We start from the raw sequence: 21,231 nt of genomic DNA on the forward strand, positions 1-21,231 counted from the left end.
ATGAAAATAAAAAATATAACGGTAATCGGTATAGTATTTCTGACGCTGCTGCAAACTTCGTGCAGTGAAGATTTCCTCAATGAAACTGATCCTACCAAGGTTGGTGTGGACGTTTTTTATCAGAACGAAGCCCAGGCAAAACAGGCTCTCAACGGTGTATACAGTTTGGTTCAGAATATCACAAACTCTGCCTACCTGGCCGGTGAATTTCAAACCGACAATACGACCATTGATTTAAATCCGTCCGATCGTGGTGGTGCTGGCGGCTGGGAAGCATTTGATTTTTCTACTGTAAATTCAGGTAACGGTGAAATTGCTGCGATTTGGAATAATTACTACGCGGCGCTTTACAATGACAACCTGACGCTGGAGAAACTGTTAACTGCCAAATTTGATGACGCTCCAAAAAAAGAAATAGAGGGACAACTGAAATTCCTGAGGGCTTATTTATATTTCAATCTGGTGCAGTATTTCGGGGATGTGGTGATTGTTACCTCAACGTTGTCAACCCCCGATCCTGCTTTTGATCTGGTAAGATCTCCTCAGGCTGACGTGTGGGCGCAAATCGAGAAAGATCTTAAAGAGGCTATTGCACTGTTACCAGCTAAATATGCTAAAGCGGAAGATCGTGGAAGAGCTACCAAAGGCGCTGCACTAAGTTTGCTTGGTAAAACTTATCTGACGAACAAAAAATATGCTGACGCGATCACTACTTTAAAAGAGGTAACTACATTAGGTTATGCACTGAATGCGAATTATGCCGATAATTTTGATCCGTCACCAGCTAAAAAGAATGGTATCGAATCTATTTTTGAAATTCAATATCAAGGTGATAACAGCTTGGGCGAAGCGAGCAACTTTGAATATGTGTTTGCCCCAAGGGTTTCGAAAGGTGCTGTGACCGGTTATGCCGCTGGCTCAAACGGAGGTCGGAATATCCCGACCAACGACCTCATTGCTGCCTACGAAACAGGTGATCTTAGAAAAGATATTTCCCTGAAAACCAGTTTTACTTTGGACGGTGTGGTGTATAAAATCCCTTATGTATCCAAATACAATTACCCTCATACAATCGTGGGATTGACTAATACAAACTGGCCGGTTCTCAGATATGCAGATATACTTTTGATGCTTGCAGAAGCGATCAACGAACAGTCAGGTGCAAGTGGCGAAGCGCTTGGCTATCTGAACCAGATCCGTAAACGCGCCGGTCTTGCAGATTTGAATGCAGGCGGAAAAGATGAATTCAGAACGGCTGTTTTGAAAGAAAGGAGATTGGAACTTGCATTTGAAAATCAGCGCTGGTTTGACCTGAAAAGAACTAAAACTCCGGCGGAATGGGCAGCATTTATGAATGTCCACGGAGCGATGGAAAAGGCCAAGCCGACTGTTGATCGCGGCAATGTGCCTTTTAATTCGAACGATTATATCTTTACTGAAAATGAGTATGTGCTTCCTCTTCCAGCCAATGAAATTTTAATTAATCCTAAATTGAAACAAAACGCGGGATACTGATCTGTTTTCCCATGAGATAAAATAATCTTGATATTTAAGAGGGTTTCACCAAAATAGTGCTCCTTCTTAAATATCAAGAATTATTAGAATTAATTCCCTAACCACTAATCCTTAATATTTTGTTACTCGAAGCAACCGAAACTTTCTGGCTTTGGCAATTTTCAGGAAGATTGCATCCATTAATGGTCCACTTTCCGATCGGACTGTTGTGTGTCGCCATAGTACTTGAATTGATTGACTGGAAGCGTAAATCTGAAGGATTGCGTGAGGCAATCAAGCTGCTTACCCGGATCGGTGCGATCAGTGCTGTATTGGCAGTAATATTTGGCTTACTCCTGGCAAGTCAGGAAGAATCCAGCGGTACAAGTCTCAAAATTCACCAGTGGGCCGGCATCGCCACAATGACCTTATCTGTGCTGGCAGCATTGTCATTGAGTTTCAATAACCGAAAAGCATTTCGCTCGATCCTATTTATTACGGTTTGCGGAGTTTCTTTTACAGGTCATTACGGAGCCATGCTTACCCATGGCGATGACTACCTTTCAAGTGTTCTCCCTTTCTCGGAGCCCGCTAAAACCAAAGGCGCGGAAGAACCACAATTTGCACTTATAAGCAATACAGGTGCGCTAAGTCCGCAGCAAATCCAGCAGCTGAATGTGGAAGTAAGAACGATTTTAGCGCATAATTGTTACAGTTGCCATAGCGAAACTAAAACAAAAGGAGAATTAAGGCTGGATAGCAAGGATGCAATTATGAAAGGTGGTGAAGACGGCCTGGTTGTTGTTCCGAATCATCCCGATAAAAGTGAGATTATCAGAAGGATAACTTTGCAGCAGGGAGATAAAGAAGCCATGCCAACCAAAGGGAAAAGACTAACAGAAAAAGAAATCCGTATACTTAAATTCTGGATAGAAAAAGGTGCCGTATGGCCGGACGGAAAAGAGAAAAGCATTTACCGTGTTGCGGCACTTGAACCCCGCACCCCAGCTATTCCGGCAGCCAGCGGTGATATTGTTTTGCTCGTTGACCGATTTGTAAATGCTTATTTTCAGAAAAACAAAATTGGCTGGAAACCTGTTGTGGACGACCGCACTTATATGAGAAGGGTGTATCTCGACATCATTGGTTTGTTGCCGGCACCGGAAAAAGTTGATGCTTTTATTGCCGATACGAGACCCGATAAACGTGAAGTTTTGGCAAGAGAATTACTTAACAGAAACGATGATTACGCACAACATTGGATGTCTTTCTGGAACGATGCTTTGAGAAATGATTACTCGGGAACTGGATATATTACCGGCGGGCGGTTTGATATTACAAAATGGCTTTATACTTCATTGGAAGAAAATAAACCATACAATTGGTTTGTAAAAGAACTGATCAGCCCAACCAAAGAATCAGCTGGTTTTATCAAAGGAATTAAATGGAGAGGAACGATCAATTCCAGTCAACGTACTGAAATGCAGGCTGCCCAAAACGTCTCGCAGGTGTTATTAGGACTTAACCTGAAATGTGCTTCTTGCCATGACAGTTTTATAAGTGACTGGAAATTAGCGGATTCTTATGCGTTTGCAAATATTTTTGCAGATACGTTGCTTGAAATCAACCGTTGTGACAAACCGACGGGGAAAATTGCAGCAACTAAAATTCTGTTCCCAGAACTGGGAGAAATCAGCGTAAATAAAAGCACAGAAAAACGTCTGCGTCAACTGGCTGACTTGCTCGTCCAACCAAAAGACGGGCGACTTTACAGAACGGCTGTCAACCGTATCTGGGCTCAATTGCTTGGTCGGGGCATTGTAGAGCCAGTGGATATGATGGATAATATCCCTTGGAGCGAAGATTTGCTGGACTGGCTGGCATCTGATTTTGTCACCAATGGCTATGATATGAAGAAACTCATATACACCATTGTGACTTCTAGGGCATATCAACTTCCGTCGTCGACGATTAAAGAGCCGGGCGATATGATGTCTGAAAATTACAAGTTTACGGGGATGGTGCGACGTCGCCTCACAGCAGAACAATTTACGGATGCCATCAGCAGTGCTTTCAATCCAATGTATGCAGATTCGGCTGTTGTGTTTAAATTATTACCTGAGAAATTTAAAACCAAATTACCGTTTGCCAGAGCAGGATTTGTAAAAAATGACCCTTTCCTGACTTCTTTGGGAAGACCAAACAGGGAAACTGTAAGTACAAGCCGCACCTCGCAGGCCAATTTGCTGCAGGCCCTTGAACTCACCAATGGTAGTAAATTTACTGAAACACTCAGGCGCGGCGCCAAAGAATGGAAGGTAAAATACCCCAATGCTGATTCGCTGGTCACTGAGCTTTATAAGCGTGCACTGGGAAGAAATCCAATCCCGAAAGAAATGGATGTGGCCAGGAAAATACTTGGGCCAAAACCAAGCGAAGAAGGAATTCAGGATTTGGTCTGGGCTTTAGCAATGGGCCCCGAATTTCAGCTGATTTATTAATCTGTTTGCATAAAAAATCGTTAGTCAGTTCGAAGTTTACATATTCAACTTCAATCATTAATATTGGAATAAAATGAAAAGCAATTGGAACAGAAGAGAATTCCTGCAAAGAACCAGCGCCGCTACTTTGGCGGCTATGGCGGCCGCATCTCCCATAGCAAATTTATTGTCTGGTTGTAAACGCATTGGTGCATCTGAGGCCACCGCTGATACGGTAATTCTGCTTTGGATGGCCGGCGGAATGGCACATACCGAAACTTTTGACCCAAAACGTTTCACACAATATGAAACAGGAATGGAGGGTAACAGAGTACTAAGTACTTTCAAACCAATTCCAACAATTCTGGACGGCATCAATTTCTCGGACGGATTGCAATCTATTGGAAAAGTGATGGACAAAGGAACGCTGATCCGTTCATATCAGGCAGCAGACATGGGCCACATTCTGCATTCACGCCATCAATATCATTGGCATACCTGCTATGAACCGCCGCAAACGGTTGCGGCCCCGCATATTGGCTCATGGATTGCCAAGGAACTTGGCCCTAAGAATCCGGTAATTCCTGCTTTCATAGATATTGGCCAGCGCTTTACAGTTGGTGAAGCCGAAGAACTTAAGGCATTCCATACAGCCGGATTTCTTGGAAACGAATACGGTCCTTTTTCGATCCCCGATCCAAGTCAGGGACTGGAGAGCGTACGTCCGCCGGTGGGCATGGATGCAAAAAGATTCGAAAGAAGAAACCAGCTTTATAACGATCTGATCAGCAGTAGCCCGGTTGGTGAATTTGGAAGTGATTATCAGAAAGAATCACTGAAACGCTCGATGGAACAAGCATATATGCTTTTGAATTCTCCTGAATCAAAGGCTTTTGATTTGAGCACTGAACCCAAAGAAGTTTATGATATTTATAACACCGGCCGGTTTGGACTTGGCTGTTTGCTTGCCAGAAGATTGACTGAACAAGGGGCCAGGTTTATAAGCGTAACCACTGAATACGAGCCTTTCAAAGGCTTTGATACCCATGAAAATGGTCATACAAGGATGGTTGATATGAAAAAAATGATCGACGGTCCAATCGCACAGCTGGTAAAAGATCTGGACAAATCAGGACATTTGGACCGGACTATGATCGTGCTGGCCAGTGAGTTCAGCCGGGACATGATGGTGGAAGGAAAACCGGATGCCAAAGTGAAAGAGCAGGTACAACAGCCAGACATTCTTTCTGATCCGAAATTTTATGGAATGCACCGCCATTTTACCGATGCGGGGTCAATGCTGATGTTTGGAGGGGGTATCAAAAAAGGATTTGTTTATGGTAAAACTGCCGATGAGCGGCCTTGTAAAACCATTGAAAACCCGATCAAGATCGATCAGGTCCATCAGACGATTTATCATGCTTTGGGCATTGCAGAAGATACCCAGTATGAGGTTGAAAAACGTCCGTTTTATACAACACCCGACGGAAAAGGAAAAGCTGTATTGGAATTGCTTTCCTGATAAATTTCAATCCACAAGAAAAAGCTGTCCCAACTTAAACGGGGACAGCTTTTCTGCTATAAAATCAAACTCTGAAATCCTTACCCGAATTCACATTTTGTACAATTCCGGATCTGCTTCTTTTTCTTAGACATAGCCAGCTTTTATACTCCATCCATCGTAGTAGCTTCAATTTTATCTCTGTACGTATGAATAAACCCAGATTACGCGATAGAAAATGACAAAGATTGATTTTGCGCTTTGGTATATTCCCAGAGCCCAGTGAACCATTCTCTTCGTTTTAAGTTTAAAGCTATTTTAAGAACAAATTTTCCATTTGTTTCTTCAAAATATGCTCCAATCGCGAAGGTTTTGTACCGGAGCGTTGATAAGGTATGTTGGACTTTGCTATTAAGAATAAATTGTCGAAAGAGCGCCATTAGATTGTAACCGGTCATCGCAAAAATTAAAGATGCTTCAGTGCAAAAAAACTGTTTCAGATTGAAACTATCAAGACCGAAATCAGCCTTAAGTTCTTTGATTCTGTTCACGGAATCGGCCCGTCCTCTATATAGACGCCATATTTCAGCTGATGGCAAGTTCATGTTGGTCACGTAGCATCCGTAACGATATTGATTATAAATCTCTTCATCTTTAAATAACCTTAGCGTCTTTCCCGCTGCCTGGGGCCGTTCTTTTATTAGTTGCCGAACAACGACCGTACGCCTGGGCCTGTCCCATTGTAAATCCTAATCCAATTTGCCTCAGAGATCATTCTCTGAATCGGTTCGCAGAGACGTGCTGCAACGATATAATTAATAGGCTTTTACCGTGATTCGGGACAATCAAAAATCACCTTAGATCGGTCCGATTCGTCTTGTCTCCTGGCTGGATATTCTGGATATTGAGTAATTCTCAATTCCTTACATTCTGTTCAGACTCGAAAAGATAAAAAAGGATGAGGCAATTTCTATAGAACAATATACTTCATGAGTTATTGAATTTACCATCTACTTTTATCACTTTATCTTACAAATCTAACTTTTATCCTTCCGTCTGAATTAACTTTGCAGACATAGGAGAGTATGTGCCACGATTCCGATTTCACCCTTACTTAACACAAAGATTAGCGATCACATTTGTAATTTCGAGAAAAGTCCTGGCAACGAACGCCGATGACGTGATAGCCTGGTTCAACGACTGAATTCGGGAAACAGCCAGCCAAGCCTCCAAAAAACACAACTGGCTTTCTGAGGAATAGGGCGGTTACCGATGGTATTATAAAAACGGATCAACAAACAAAATAAAACTTTTCAACAAACTCAGGTTTGTACTAGATCCTGAAATTTGCAATGATGAAATGAATGTCGCTGACATTTTACTCATCATTGATAAATCTCAAAGTAACATGACACGGATCAAAACACTTTTAAAGAAAATGGCTATTGGAGCACTGATTCTTATCAGCGTGGTGACTGCTTCGGTATCGGCATTCATGCTTCATCCCAAATTTGGCGAGCTGCCTGTTGGAGAACGACAGATACGGATCAGCAGGTCCCCCAACTTCAGAAATGGCCGGTTTCAGAACCGTACTGAAACACCCACATATGCGCCTGGTTATAGTCTTGCGGGCGAATTACATAAACAAATTTTCAAAAAATATCCCGGGCGATGCCCTCAATCGGCAATTCCATCAGTAAAGACAGACCTGCTTCATTTAACGGAAGATAGTAATGTAATCGTCTGGTTTGGGCATTCTTCGTGCTTTATTAAAGTAGATGGCAAAACAATTTTGATAGATCCGGTTTTTAGCGGAAGTGTATCCCCTATACCGAGAACCGGAAAATCGTTCAAGGGAACTGACTTCTATATCGCAGAAGACTTCCCACCTATCGATTATCTGCTGATTTCCCATGATCATTACGACCACCTTGACTACAAAACCGCATTGGCTTTGAAGAATAAAGCACGGCAAGTAATCTGCGGTCTTGGCGTGGGCGCACATTTTGAACGCTGGGGTTATCGTGCAGATCAATTGATTGAAATGGATTGGGATGAAACAGTGAAAATTGACACTGACTTTGCTATTCACGTGCTTCCTGCGAGGCATAAATCAGGAAGAGGGTTCAGACAAAATCGTACTCTTTGGGTTTCATTTCTGATACAGACACCCAAGAAAAAGATCTATTACAGTGGAGATAGCGGTTACGACAAACATTTCTCCGAGATAGGAAATAAGTACGGCCCTATCGACCTGGCTATATTGGAAAATGGCCAGTACGACAGCGCATGGCATTATGTTCACATGCTTCCGCACGAAACCATGCAAGCCGCCAGTGACCTAAAGGCCAAACAGATGCTTCCGGTTCATCATTCCAAGTTTATTTTGGCAAGGCATCCCTGGGACGAACCTTTGGCAAGAATTGACGAACTTAGCAAAGGATCTGAAATAGGGATACTAACACCTGTAATTGGTGAGCCCATCAAACTGGAAGAAAGCTACCAGCCGTTTAGGAAATGGTGGAAAGCTATTGATTAAACATAGAAGATTATGAGACTTACCAAGATTACATCCTGTTACATAGGCCCGCAGATTTCGCCTGAACAATTTATTTCAGAACATTTCTTTTTGTTCCTGATAAAAGGAAGCATTACCGGTTATGACGGACACAAAAGCTACACCATGAAAGCTGGCGAATACTGCCTGGCGCGTAAAAACCATTTGGGCAGGTATCACAAGCAAAAGGACAACGGGGAATTTGAAAAGATTGTCATTGTGTTTGATGCTGTTTTTTTGCACGAATTTAAATCAAAATATCAGGTAGGTGAAGGAAGCTTCCATTCAGAAAATGCATTCCTGTTATTGAAAAAAGATGAAATGGTATCTAACTTTATAAGCTCGCTGACACCATATTATGATTCGCGGGGAAAGATAGACGAGACTTTTTCAAGGGTAAAACGGGAGGAACTGTTGCTGATCCTGCTGCGGACAAATCCAGGCCTGGGCAGCATCCTCTTTGACTTCGCCGCTCCCGGAAAAATAGACTTGGAATCGTTTATGAACCAAAACTACAGGTTCAATGTAAGTCTTGAACGCTTTGCGTACCTTACCGGTAGAAGTTTGTCCGCTTTTAAAAAGGAATTCCGGCAGATCTTCTCTGAAACACCAAGTCGTTGGCTCATCCAAAAGCGGTTGAAAGAGGCTCATTTTTTAATTGGCACCAAAGGCAAAAAACCATCGGATATCTATGTGGACCTGGGTTTTGAAGACCTATCGCATTTTTCTTTTGTTTTTAAAAAGAAATTTGGGCTTAATCCATCCGATTTGCGCATCAGTTAATCTGACCTCATTTTGCATATTAATTTAACTTTCCAGCAAACTAAAGTATGACGTTTCAGCAAAATGCATTGCGATATTTAGGTAGAAATTTGTGCAGTCAAAAAACAATTATATTATGGCACAATCAAATGAAAATACCAAAGTGCTTGTTACCGGTGGAACAGGTTTTGTAGGTGTTCACTGCATTCAGCAGCTTTTACAGCAAGGCTATCGGGTACATACCACGATCCGTTCCATGAAGCGAAGTGGCGACGTGATTGAAATGCTCAGGAACGGTGGGATTTCTGATTTTGGCACACTAAAATTCATCGAAGCTGATCTCACTGACGACACGAATTGGGACAACGCAGTTGAGGGGTGTCAATATGTACTGCACGTAGCTTCGCCAATAGGGCTGACTGCTCCCAAAGATGAAAATGAAATGATCAAGCCTGCCCTTGAAGGAACGCTGCGGGTATTGAAAGCTGCGCGCGACGGCGGAGTCAAACGTGTTGTGATGACTTCTAATTTTGGTGCTGTCGGCTATAGCCACAACGATACCAGCAAAGTGATTACCGAAGAAAGCTGGACAAATCCAAACGAGAAGGGTTTATCGGCTTACAACAAATCAAAGGTACTGGCCGAAAAAGCCGCATGGGATTTTATGCAGCAGCAAGGTGGCAATATGGAGCTTTCTGTGATCAATCCTGTCGGGATCTTTGGACCAGCACTAGGTCCGGAACTGTCAAGCGGGTTTCAGCTTTTGAAACAGATTCTGGATGGCTCTATGAAGAGAATCCCCAAGATGACATTGGGTATTGCAGACGTCCGAGATGTGGCAGATCTGCACATCCGTGCGATGATAAGTCCGGAAGCGAAAGGTCAACGTTTTTTGGCCATATCAGGAGAAATCATGACCCTGCCTCAGATCGCATCGTTTTTTAAAAGCGAGCTTGGCGATCAGTTTACACACATCTCAACGAAAACGATGCCTAACTGGATTGTGCGGATTGCCGCTCTTTTTAATGCCAGGGCGAAAAGTGTTGTCCCGCAATTAGGCAGATACCGCGTCGCAAGCAATGAAAAAGCCAAAAAGTTATTGGACTGGAAACCGCGGACCAATCAAGAAGCACTTGTTGCCACAGCGCTAAGTATGGTCCAGTTTGGCCAAATTAAAACAGAATGACGATTCGTACTAAATCTTGACCGGATAAAAATGGCGGCTCAATTAATCCCAAATCACCTGATGCGAAGCCGGGGTATAGTGATATTCGTTCGAATTTTCAACTTGTCATATGAGCTATTACTTTCCTGTTGAAATTGACATATAAATCGTCAACGAACGCAGGCAATAGGAACATACAAATGCTTTCTCAGCATAATTAAACCCAAAGCCGCTAAAAGTACGGTACAAAATATTGCCAGACAGAACAGGCATCACTCACCTGATTGGCATCGCTATGCCAATTAAATTCATCTAAAATGGGAAAATTGACTACTGCTCAATACATCGTTATCTGTATAACCCTGAGCGTCATCGTAATGTTTACATCGATTGCTTCGGCCCAAGGCACCTTACAAACTATCAGAGGTACGGTCATCGATAAACAGACAAAATCTACTCTGCCCGGCGTAATCGTTAGCATCGTTGGAGATAATTCAAAAGGGGCTATAACGGACGGTTCCGGACAATTCAGCTTATCCGGCATCGCTCCCGGAAGGTATGATATCAGTTTTGGCTCGCTGGGCTACAACCAATATATTGCTGCAGGTGTCGAAGTAACCTCCGGAAAACAAGTCGTACTGGACGCTCAATTGGAAGAAGGTTCGAAAACGCTTAATGAAGTGGTTGTTCGGGCCGGGTCAAAAAAGCACGAGACTCTCAATGAACTGGCCACGATCAGCGGAAGATCTTTCACTATGGAGGAAGTCAACCGTTATTCCGGCGGCCGCTCAGACCCGTCCAGACTAGTCGCAAACTTTGCCGGGGTAAGTGCACCTGACGATTCGCGAAATGATATTGTCGTGCGTGGGAACTCCCCTACCGGGGTATTGTGGCGCATCGAAGGTTTAAATATCCCTAACCCAAACCATTTTTCGACGCTGGGTACGACCGGAGGCTCTGCCAGTGCACTAAACACAAACATCCTCAAAAACTCAGACTTTCTCACCTCAGCTTTCCCTGCTGAATATGGCAATGCAAATGCAGGTGTATTTGACCTCGGATTCCGGACAGGCAATACGGACAAGCGTGAACACACGATTCAGCTAGGTGCGCTCACTGGTCTGGAAGCGATGACCGAAGGCCCCATTAACAAGAAAAAAGGTTCTTCATATGTTTTGGCCTACCGCTACTCCTTTACCGGACTGGCCCAGCAGCTTGGCCTTACAGTCGGTACTGCGTCAACACCTTTTTACCAGGACCTTTCGTTCAAAATCAATAGCGGGGAAAGCAAGTTCGGAAGGTTCACGCTGTTCGGACTTGGAGGTATCAGCAAAATTAATATTATGCATGATGACGTCGATGAAGATGATATTTGGGGAAACCCAAAACGCGATTCTTATATGAAGAGCCAGATCGGCCTGGTTGGAGTCAAGCATTTTATCCGGGTTGGTAAAAAATCTTATTTCAACACGGTTATCGGCCTAACCTATGCCGGAACAGAGCAGAACATAGATAGTATGGGTGTTAGCACGCCTGCACGGGTCGTTGAAGCGACCATGAAACAGATGCGTTATTCAATCAACACGTCCTTTAATACAACCATTAGTCCTAAGCTATTTCTTAAAATCGGCACAATAGAAGAGCTCATTGCTATTGACCTCTTTTATCGGGACCGAGTTTCTCCACCTCATGACTGGGTACAGATATGGAATTTTAATGGTAGAACATCTTTATTGCAAGGCTATATTCATGCAAAATATAACATCACAGCCAAGCTAACAGCCAACTTTGGGATTCACTCACAGTGGCTCACACTCAACAATTCGAGTTCTGTCGAACCGCGTGTAGCACTGAAGTACCAACTGACGGATAAAAGTACCCTGACTGCCGGATTTGGAATGCATAGCCAGATGCAGCCAGCTGATACCTATTTTTACCAGGTAAAAAATAAGGATGGCTCCGTAGATCGGTCTAATGAAGACCTTGGTTTCACCCGCAGCCAGCATTATGTGCTGGGCTACGAAGTGCTGCCTTTTACAAACTGGCGAGTTAAAGCGGAAGTGTACTACCAAAGGCTTTATCATGTGCCGGTCAGTGATACGCTCAGCAGCTATTCGATGCTCAATGCGGGCGCTCGCTCCTACTATTACAACGAGCAGGGACAGCTTAACAATAGTGGCACGGGGTTTAATTATGGTGCGGAACTTACTGTTGAAAAGTTCTTCAGTAATGGCTATTACGGGTTGTTTACGGGTAGCATTTACCAGTCAAAATATGAGGGAAGCGATAAAATCGAAAGGAACACAGCCTTCAATGGAAGATATGTCTATAATATACTGACCGGCAAGGAATGGAAGATCGGCAAAAACCGGAACAATAAATTCAGCGTCGACCTGAAAATTACACAGGCTGGCGGTCGTTATTATACTCCTGTGGATTACGCCGCCTCCATTACAAACAACAGGGAAATTTTAAAAGGTGGTAATGCCGTCTATTCTGCCAAAAACACAGGTTTCTTTCGACTGGATTTAAAGGCAGGAGCAACTATTAACAGCAAGAGCAGAAATCTCTCCCATGCCGTATTTCTCGATATCCAGAATGTGACCAACAGTCAAAACGTACTGGTTGAGCAGCGTTACAACCCGGCAACCCAGAGGGTGAATACCGCCTACCAGATCGGGGTCTTCCCAAATTTTGTATACCGGTTGCAGTTTTAATAGTAATCCCTGGCAGCTCAAACTATGAAAAATCCCGAAAATCAACGTGATGCCGAAAAAGCGCAGAACCGCCAGAGCCTTCCGCCGCAAGGCTGGTTTAGCATTATCATTATTGTACTGCTTGTAATCCTGGCAATGATAGACCGTAACGCGATCAACCTGATGATCGATCCCATACGTAAGAGTTTACAAATCAACGATTTCCAGATCGGCCTTTTGCAAGGCCCGGCATTTGCAGTCTTCTTTTTGATCGGAAGTGTTCTGATGGGCTGGATGGTGGGCAAATATTCCGATAAATGGCTTATTTATGTCGGCGCAACCGTTTGGTCACTGGCAACAATAGCCAGCGGTTTTTCCAGCACTTTTACTATCATGCTTGTCGCCCGTTGCTTCGTAGGTTTAGGGGAATCCGTTTTGCAACCGGTAAGCTGGAATATGGTTACCAGAACTTTTCCGAAACACCGGTTGGCTACGGCGATTAGCATACTTACGGCCGGATCGCAACTTGGCGTGGCGGCGTCCTTTGTGCTTACCGGCTTTTTGATTGATAAGGCGACTCACGGCCAATTGACGTCATTGCCAGGGTTGGATGGCCTGCAATCGTGGCAATGGGTATTCTTCGCAGCTGGTATCCCAGGTCTATTTCTGGGCGCTTTTATCTTTTTCCTACCATCAGTCAAAACCGACGGGAAGCAGGATGAACAAGTGCAACAAGGCGGCCTGATTGATTTTATTAAAGAAAACCGTGGTTTTCTGATCTGTCATTTTCTTGGCTTTGGCTTGCTAAGTATCATGGTCAATGGCGCTGCGGCCTGGGGGCCAACGTACCTGATCAGATCACATGGTATGGACATCAAAAATATCAGTATCCTGTTGAGCGCTGGCGGCGTCCCGCTAGGTATAGGCGGCGTAATCTTCGCTGGCTGGCTGGTCGACCGGGCTTTTAAACGCAAAAAATATGATGCCCACCTCAAACATTTTGCGGTCAGGGCTTTGATCGTCGCGATTTTAGGCTGTATAGGTTTTGTCTTTAACCAGACGTTAATAGTTTCTATGATTTGTTTTGGACTGATCCAATTTACCCAACCGTTTTCAGGTGTCGCTGGTGCCTCAATACAGCTATCGGTACCTGAAGGTTTTCGGGCAAGGATTTCCGCCTTCTTCATCATGTTTTACAACGCATTAGGAATGATGGCCGGGCCAACTTTTGTCGCTCTGCTGAATGATTCACTTGGTTCTGGAAATTTGGGTAGATCGATTGGAATTAATTATATGGTATTGGGCTGTTCGGCTGCTCTATTACTTTGGGTTGGCAGCCGTTATGCTTCTGCTGCTTACCTACGCTTCAACCAAAAATAACCAAATCAAAAATCCAGTAGTATCACTGATTCTTCATGTTTACTCTATTGATGTTAAAGCTTCGGATCCTAATCCTGCGCTGACATGCCGACTGAGTTGGAACGGCCAATCTTTAAGTGTTGATCTAAATATCCAAATAGATTAATCCGGTAGCCTTTATTTTGGGCGGTACGCAGATACTTTAAAGAAGAGAGTAAATCATGAAACAAACTTACAAACTGAGAAAAATTCAAATCAACCTCACTGGTCTATGAAAAAGAAAATGTTTTGTTAATAAGTATCAAAGCTTATTTGAAAACCTATTCTCCAACAATACTTATTATACCCCAATACCCTTATAATCAAGCAATAAATAAATTAAGGCCTACAGCCCTTTGGAAAAATCTGGCGAATTGGAGCAAATGAAAGTACAGAAATCAGATTCTTTAAACCAGTATCTTTTGGAGGAAAAGAGATTGCCGCGGGTAATTATACTTTATTTGCGGTTCCGGAAAATGACTATTGGCAGATGATCCTCAATGAACAAACAGATACTTGGGGACCGTATGGTTATGATAAAGATATTATAAGATTTAGTGTCCCCGTTAAGACACCCGCAAATTTTGTTGAAACATTAAGCATTGCATTTGTACCCCAACAACTAGGTGTGATCCTTATAATAGGGTGGGAAAAAACCTATGTAGAAGTTCCAATAACTATTAGAAAATAAACTAAAACGAAACCAGAACTTCACAAAAAATGAATAATTTTGACCAATTAAAAAAGAAAATGGATTATTGAACTTGAATCTACAAATTGAATTCCAAACTTGATTACCCGGCAGAGTTTAGTCAAATTACAGCTTGCTTCCATTGAACTAACCTTTAATTTTACTCATGAAAATATTTCCAACAAATGTTGAAAAATGCCACATTTGGCGAAATATACCTTTGAAGTTCCAAATACAATATAGTTCTCTGTTTTCATTTGTTTAAATGAAGTATAAGCTAAAAAAATCAAAGTTACAGGAATTGATATTTTTAGCATTGAAAAAACTTCGAGGAAGGCGTTTTAACCCAGAATGGTGATCAATTTATATTGATTCATTTTACTTCCGCCACTTACTTTGGCACAAAATATCAAACGACTATCAGCCGGGCCGAATTCAACAGACTCCGCGAATCCAACTTAACTGTTTTCAAAGCCTCACTGCATTGAATGCCAGCAAACTTAGCAATCGTTATTTAATAATTCTGTTAAGGTCAATAGTTACTCTCTCACCAGACTTGCTTCTCAACAATATACCGTTTAAGGGTCCTTCACCTGAAACGTCATATTTGACTCCGTGCAGGGAAAAACCCGGTTCAATTTGAATACTTAGGACAGGGGCTCATTGGCATATTAAAAAGGACAGCAAAATCAACCTCTATCATTTTTTATTGCTAATCTGGGTTTAAAAGTGAAGGAGATTCATTTATAAAAAACGGCAGCCATCCCTTGAGTGTGGCTGCCGTTCTCCGGCTTAACGAAGTCGAAAGTTGTCAATAACCGTCGTTCTGATACATTTTAACCGGATCCAGTTTATTTTCATCAAAAGGGATCGGATAGTAACGGTCCTTTAAAGAGAAATTACTAAGCTTAGCGTTCCCAAAATCCAGCTGCTTTTTAGATTGTATATAGCTCACCAATTCCTGGGTTGTAAAGGTTCTGAGCAGATCAAACCAGCGGTGGTGCTCGAAGGCAAGTTCCACACGTCTTTCATGCAGGATCGCAAGCTTTAATGTCGGATATTTAGTGCTATAAGAAGCATCCAGTTTACTGACTGCATACGACGGCATTTTGACTCTTTCTCTGACCATATCAAGATAAACAATTGCCTGTGTATCATTACCAAGATACATATTAACTTCGGCCAGCATCAAAATCACATCCGCATATCGAATTAATACCCAGTCGTTCCCACCATAACCATTGATCCCGGCAGTGGTACTGGCATCTCTAAACTTGGTAATAAACCAATCCTGCACGGTAACATCACTTGCATACTTCATTGAGAAGTCCTTTCTTAAATCGCCCGTTTCATAGTCATTGACTAGATCATGGGTTACATTGGCGCCTGTTCCGGTTGAAGGTTTTAGCGAATTGATCGTTTCCCCTTTTGCCTGGGTATTCGCTGCAATGGATGAGGAATAATTCAAATCACCTTGCTTATTTACGATCTGAAAGATCAACTCGGGACAAGTAGACTTTTTACTTACATCAAAAACATCTGTAAAAGGGATCTCCTTCAAAGAGCCAAAGTTCTTCATGCCATAAGCCGCTTCCAGATATGTTTTCGCACTGGCTAAATTGGCCGCCTTGCCCGACTGGTCAAGTGTGGTAGCCATCGTCAGAAATACCTGCCCTAAAAGTGCATTTCCGGCAGCTTTCGAAACTCTGCCAACATTTGCACCTGTCTGCAAATTGGCAAGCGGCGAGCCGATAACATCTTTCAAATCGGTTACAATCTGATTGTAAACTTCTTCTTTTTTTACCCTTGCTGTAAACTGTGTAATTTCCGCGGTGGTAACCAGCTGCTTGGTCACTAGGGGTACATCACCCCATTTGCGTACCAGTTGAAAATAAATATAGGCCCTTAAAAATTTCGCTTCGGCTGTCAGTTTTGCCTTATTTTCAGCATCCGCAAACGTGACCTTATCAATATTGGAAAGTACAATATTGCTTCGGGTAATGGTTTGATAGAGCGCATTCCAATGATTTTTCAGCCAGGTATTACTTGGCAGCAGAGAAAAGTTATTGAACTGGAAGGGTTCTCCTGAATTGGATTGATTGTCATTGGTTCCGGTATCATCTGAACGCTCGTCTGTGTAAAGACCGCTGTTTTCTCCAACCGCATCTGAACTCCTTAAAGACTGATAAATACCGTTTACGGCAAGCTGTATATCGTTTTCTGTTTTAAAGTAATTATCTACTGTGACGGCATTCGGATCGGACTGCTCCAAAAGATCAGAACAGGCGCTGGTTCCGATCACCAACATCAAGCTGAATACGGATATGTATATACTTTTCATCTTCTTTTCTTATATTTTTAAAAAACTAGTTTAAGCCCCAGATTATACCCACGCGCCAATGGATAAACTCCATAATCAACACCAGGCGTCAGGTTTGATCCGTTATTATAATCCACTTCCGGGTTGTAACCTTTGTATTTTGATAAAGTGAAAGCATTGTTAACGCTGGCATAAATCCGTGCAGAACTTATTCCCAGTTTCCCGTTAAGCAAATTTGGAATGTTATACCCAAGGGTTATATCCGTACACCGGAAATACGTACCATCCTGAATGTAAAATGTCGATAACCGGGTACTATTGCTTTGTGAAGCACCACGTGTAGAACGGTAAACAGATCCGTTTCCAGGACTGGATTCCGAACGATATCTTTGATCAACGACTGCATACTGATTACCAGAACCTTCAAGATTGAAAAGATAATAATCCTGTCCGTCCAAAACCTGATTTTTGTAAGAACCATTAAATGAAGTACTAAAATCAAGGTTTTTGTAGCTTCCGTTTAATCCAAGTCCATAAGTAAACTTAGGATAAGGATTACCAATCACCGTTTTGTCAGCATCATTTACAACGCCATCTTTATTAACATCTTCAAAATAAAGATCCCCCAATCTGAGTTTTTGGCTTGTGGCCGCGGATGGCGCCACTTCACTAATGTTTTGTGGTGTCACAATACCCAGTACTTTGAACCCGTAAAACATTCCTACCGAAGAACCCTGCTGTGTAATATGCGTTTTGTAAGATCTTTCAGCGCCATTAGTAATGATTGTTCCGGCACCACCCATATTCAAAACCTTGTTACGGTTCAGCGAAATATTTCCCGTCAGGTTCAATTTAAAATCACGGCTGGAAATAAGTCTGCCGTCTGCCTGAAAATCAAATCCCTTGTTTTGTATTTTGGAATTTTTAAGATTGGTCAGGATTGATGAGTTTCCGGCAATCGCTGAACCAGAAATCGCGGAGATAGACTGGTTGAATAAAAGGTTATAAGAATTACTCAAATAAAGATTAGCCATAAGCCCCAACCGACCTTTCAGGAGCGTAATGTCGGTCCCAAGATTAAACTGCGATGTAGATTCCCATCCCAGATTAGGATCCTTCACCCCGCCTGCCCAAAGCGCAGAGGCAATGGTATTGTTTCCAAAAACCACGCCGCCCGGTGAGGCCATTACCTGTTGGGAATTATAGTTACCAATATTATTATTCCCACTCAAACCCCAGCTTGCGCGAAGTTTAACCGTTGATTCTGCCCCCAAAAAACTATGATAAAACGCTTCATCCGAAATATTCCAGCCAGCTGAAACAGAAGGAAAGTAACCATAGCGGTTCAAAGCACCGAAACGGGAAGAACCGTCCGTACGGAAAGTAGCCGTTAGGAAATAACGATTGTCATAATTGTAGTTGGCGCGTCCCAGATATGACAGCAGCGAGTAGACATATTTCTCAGCTTTGTTTAGATAGAAAAACGCTGCATCAGCTCCTTTGGCAGAGATTTCCTGAATCCGGTCGTTTGTAAAACCCTGGGCAGAAACACTCACTAAGTCACTAGTCGTTTTCTGAATGGTATAACCTGCCAGTACATCTGTATGATGTTTACCCCACTGTTTGTTATAATTCAGAGTAAATTCTGCCAGCTGGTCAATTTGCGTCATATTCTGCGCCGTAGCTTTGGCTGCAGTCTGCGCCTGAACCGAGTAAGGTGCAAAGTTTCCTGAACTCAGACTTGTCGGTAAATAATAATTATATTTTTCGTTGTAGGTCAACATACCCAGATTGACCTTGAATGATAAATCCTTTATGATCTGATACGTTGCGTTTACGTTATAACTGCTTCTAAGGCCTTTGCGGTTGATATTGGTTTCAGTCGCCTGTGCTACTGGGTTTTCCGGATTTTGGATCCCGAAGTTTCCGGCAGACAGAGCACCCATCCCAAATTTTGCGATACTGCCATCCGCATTATGGGACGGAAGAAAAGGTGCATAAAGAAGCGCCGCCATTACCGGGCTGTGGTCGTAGCGCCCTTCCTGGATTTCCTGGTTTTCATTTTGGGTAAACGAAAAATTACCGCCGACTTTAAGTTTCTCATTGACTTTACCGTCAATATTTGCCCTTAAATTAATTCTCTTTTGCCCTGTGCCCACAACAAGTCCGTCCTGATTTTGATAACCGCCGCTCAGGTAATAATGAAGATCCTGCTTCCCTCCGGAAAATGATACGTTATGTCTTTGAAATACCCCATTGCGATAAAGCTCATCCTGCCAGTCGGTATTCACAGTCGGTGTGATCATTTGCTGGGTAGCAAAATTGTAAATGGATTCCGGGATTGTAATACTTCCTCCGTTACCTACCCTCTTAGTTCTTGTTGCATTGTCGTCCGATTTCATGGCATCAGACCATACGGCCCCTGAATTTTCTACAAAATCACGGTAAGAATTATTTCTGCCGTCAATGACAAGCTGTGCAAATTGTGAAGAGTTCATCAGCTTCACCTTCTTGCTTACCTGATTAAAACCAGTTTGTACATCATACTCCAGTTTCCCTTTTCCGTCTTTACCTCGCTTGGTAGTAATCAGCACAACACCGCCTGATGCCCTGGAACCATAAATGGCAGCAGAAGCCGCATCTTTAAGAATATCGATCGACTCAATGTCATTTGGATTGATGAAAACGTCATTTCCCGCCGGATAACCATCAATCACATACAAAGGATCTGAGGTTGCGTTGATCGATCCGATCCCTCTAACCCGGATTTTTGTGCTCATGTACGGTGCTCCGCTTACCTGAGAAACCTGCACACCGGCAAGTTTTCCAACAAGGGCCTGCCCTATTGTAGGTGCCGCCAAATTGAGTTCTTTTGCTTTCACACTTGAAACAGATCCGGTAAGATCACTTTTTCGCATGGTCTGGTAGCCAACGGCTACAAACTCATTAAGCATCAAAGCGTCCTCTTTGAGCGAAATGCGGATAGGCTGCGCATTGGATACAACCACTTCCCGGGCGATAAATCCAAGGAATGAAAATACCAGTGTAGAACCAGTGGAAGTTTCAAGTGAAAAATTACCTTCTGCATCCGTAGCGGCTCCTTTATTAGTACCCTTTTCAAGGATATTGACACCGGGCAGCGGTGCTCCGCTTTCATCGAAAACCTTACCTGAGACCGTTATTTTTTCTGCAACGCTTCTGTAATTTACAGGGCTGCTGATTGGTTTAAAGGCCAGATCTGACGAGACGGATCTTTCAGGCGCAAAAACCAATATTCCAGCTAGAAACACAGGGATAATGGGTAAAAACATTTTATTCATAATAGTTAATAAAATTGAACAAAAACAATATATAACGATTTAGTACACTATTTCAAACCGCACCTAAACGCCTTATAAATGATGCACAAAGGTATTTTACACTTGTTAAGTCAGGACAACCTAAACATTATGAAAATGTAACTATTTAAATAAAGTACCGGTTTAGATACTATAATAGCTTTTTAAAATTCAATTAAGACTGGTTAGATTTTAGAGAGGTACAGGAGCAGGCCAGCTTGCCGCGTCTTAAATAATTATGGCCAACCATTAGACTAGCTGAAGACACTGACCATTGTAATAATTTTGAACTGCAAGTTGTGATATTCAATCATACAATACTATGGCAACACATAAAGGAAGGTGGGTGTAAGTTAAAGAAGAGCACCGGCACCTGGAATGCAGGCGTACACTAAAAGAAAGTTCAGCAGCGGCCACCGCAAAAACATTGGGTTTATGTAGCAAAATATCCGGGTCAATGCCTTGTTTAACCGATTCTAAACCACCTCTCTGAGACTATTAAGATGGATAAGCTTGGCTTTTTTTGAAGTCGGATTATTTGTCCGGCCAGAATACGGTTGCAGCCAACTCACTGATTACTTCACGCAGCCGTTTTTGGATAACCCACTATACAGTATTTGGAAAGGCCTGGATTTTTCGGCATCCATTCTTCTTAACTTCAAATAGTAATTCGAATTCATTTTCGTGAGGCATTTTTCGATTTGCTTTGCAAAAGAATAATGGAGAATTCAGAGGCATTGACCATTGCAATTCGGAAATTACGATCATATCATTTCGGTCAACCTTAACCAGCTTAAATAATTGATCGACAATAATGTAACTCAAGACA

General features: G+C 42.6%; 10 protein-coding genes and 2 pseudogenes. 9 read left to right on the top strand and 3 right to left on the bottom strand.

Features of this window, described 5'->3' with window-relative positions:
• The 3 genes from FDK13_RS31025 to FDK13_RS31035 all read left to right on the top strand — a co-directional run bounded on the left by FDK13_RS31025 (position 1) and on the right by FDK13_RS31035 (position 5,496).
• On the top strand, positions 1 to 1,515 hold the full coding sequence (locus FDK13_RS31025) for a RagB/SusD family nutrient uptake outer membrane protein (RefSeq protein ID WP_374756120.1): 1,515 nt from the start codon (positions 1 to 3) through the stop codon (positions 1,513 to 1,515).
• A 182-nt stretch (positions 1,516 to 1,697) separates the two neighbouring features.
• Positions 1,698 to 3,995: a DUF1549 domain-containing protein gene (locus FDK13_RS31030; RefSeq protein WP_229216298.1), complete on the top strand. Its 2,298-nt coding sequence runs from the start codon at positions 1,698 to 1,700 to the stop codon at positions 3,993 to 3,995.
• A gap of 73 nt (positions 3,996 to 4,068) precedes the next feature.
• Positions 4,069 to 5,496: a DUF1501 domain-containing protein gene (locus FDK13_RS31035; RefSeq protein WP_137343905.1), complete on the top strand. Its 1,428-nt coding sequence runs from the start codon at positions 4,069 to 4,071 to the stop codon at positions 5,494 to 5,496.
• Positions 5,497 to 5,699: 203 nt separating this feature from the next.
• On the opposite strand, the pseudogene FDK13_RS36790 reads toward FDK13_RS31035, so the two are convergent.
• Positions 5,700 to 6,203: pseudogene (locus FDK13_RS36790) on the bottom strand (transposase); the annotation flags it as partial.
• Positions 6,204 to 6,835: 632 nt separating this feature from the next.
• On the opposite strand from FDK13_RS36790, the gene FDK13_RS31045 reads away from it, so the two are divergent.
• From FDK13_RS31045 to FDK13_RS36795, 6 genes and pseudogenes are all read left to right on the top strand, one after another.
• The gene (locus tag FDK13_RS31045; protein WP_229216296.1) at positions 6,836 to 8,014 is read left to right on the top strand and encodes an MBL fold metallo-hydrolase; all 1,179 of its coding nucleotides are present in this window, start codon (positions 6,836 to 6,838) and stop codon (positions 8,012 to 8,014) included.
• A 12-nt stretch (positions 8,015 to 8,026) separates the two neighbouring features.
• Positions 8,027 to 8,815, top strand: coding sequence for a helix-turn-helix domain-containing protein (locus FDK13_RS31050; protein WP_137343906.1), 789 nt, complete (start codon positions 8,027 to 8,029; stop codon positions 8,813 to 8,815).
• A 115-nt stretch (positions 8,816 to 8,930) separates the two neighbouring features.
• Positions 8,931 to 9,980, top strand: coding sequence for an SDR family oxidoreductase (locus FDK13_RS31055; protein WP_137343907.1), 1,050 nt, complete (start codon positions 8,931 to 8,933; stop codon positions 9,978 to 9,980).
• Positions 9,981 to 10,276: 296 nt separating this feature from the next.
• The gene (locus FDK13_RS31060; RefSeq protein ID WP_137343908.1) at positions 10,277 to 12,676 is read left to right on the top strand and encodes a TonB-dependent receptor; all 2,400 of its coding nucleotides are present in this window, start codon (positions 10,277 to 10,279) and stop codon (positions 12,674 to 12,676) included.
• A gap of 24 nt (positions 12,677 to 12,700) precedes the next feature.
• Positions 12,701 to 14,035, top strand: coding sequence for an MFS transporter (locus FDK13_RS31065; RefSeq protein ID WP_137343909.1), 1,335 nt, complete (start codon positions 12,701 to 12,703; stop codon positions 14,033 to 14,035).
• 376 nt (positions 14,036 to 14,411) lie between these two features.
• Positions 14,412 to 14,744, top strand: a pseudogene (locus tag FDK13_RS36795) (DUF2911 domain-containing protein); the annotation flags it as partial.
• An 811-nt stretch (positions 14,745 to 15,555) separates the two neighbouring features.
• Here FDK13_RS36795 and FDK13_RS31075 read toward each other — a convergent pair.
• Both FDK13_RS31075 and FDK13_RS31080 read right to left on the bottom strand, forming a co-directional pair.
• On the bottom strand, positions 15,556 to 17,085 hold the full coding sequence (locus FDK13_RS31075; RefSeq protein WP_137343910.1) for a RagB/SusD family nutrient uptake outer membrane protein: 1,530 nt from the start codon (positions 17,083 to 17,085) through the stop codon (positions 15,556 to 15,558).
• 17 nt (positions 17,086 to 17,102) lie between these two features.
• Positions 17,103 to 20,384, bottom strand: coding sequence for a SusC/RagA family TonB-linked outer membrane protein (locus FDK13_RS31080; RefSeq protein WP_137343911.1), 3,282 nt, complete (start codon positions 20,382 to 20,384; stop codon positions 17,103 to 17,105).
• Positions 20,385 to 21,231 lie beyond the last annotated feature (847 nt).

The organism is Dyadobacter frigoris (assembly GCF_005280585.1).
Lineage (GTDB): Bacteria > Bacteroidota > Bacteroidia > Cytophagales > Spirosomataceae > Dyadobacter > Dyadobacter frigoris.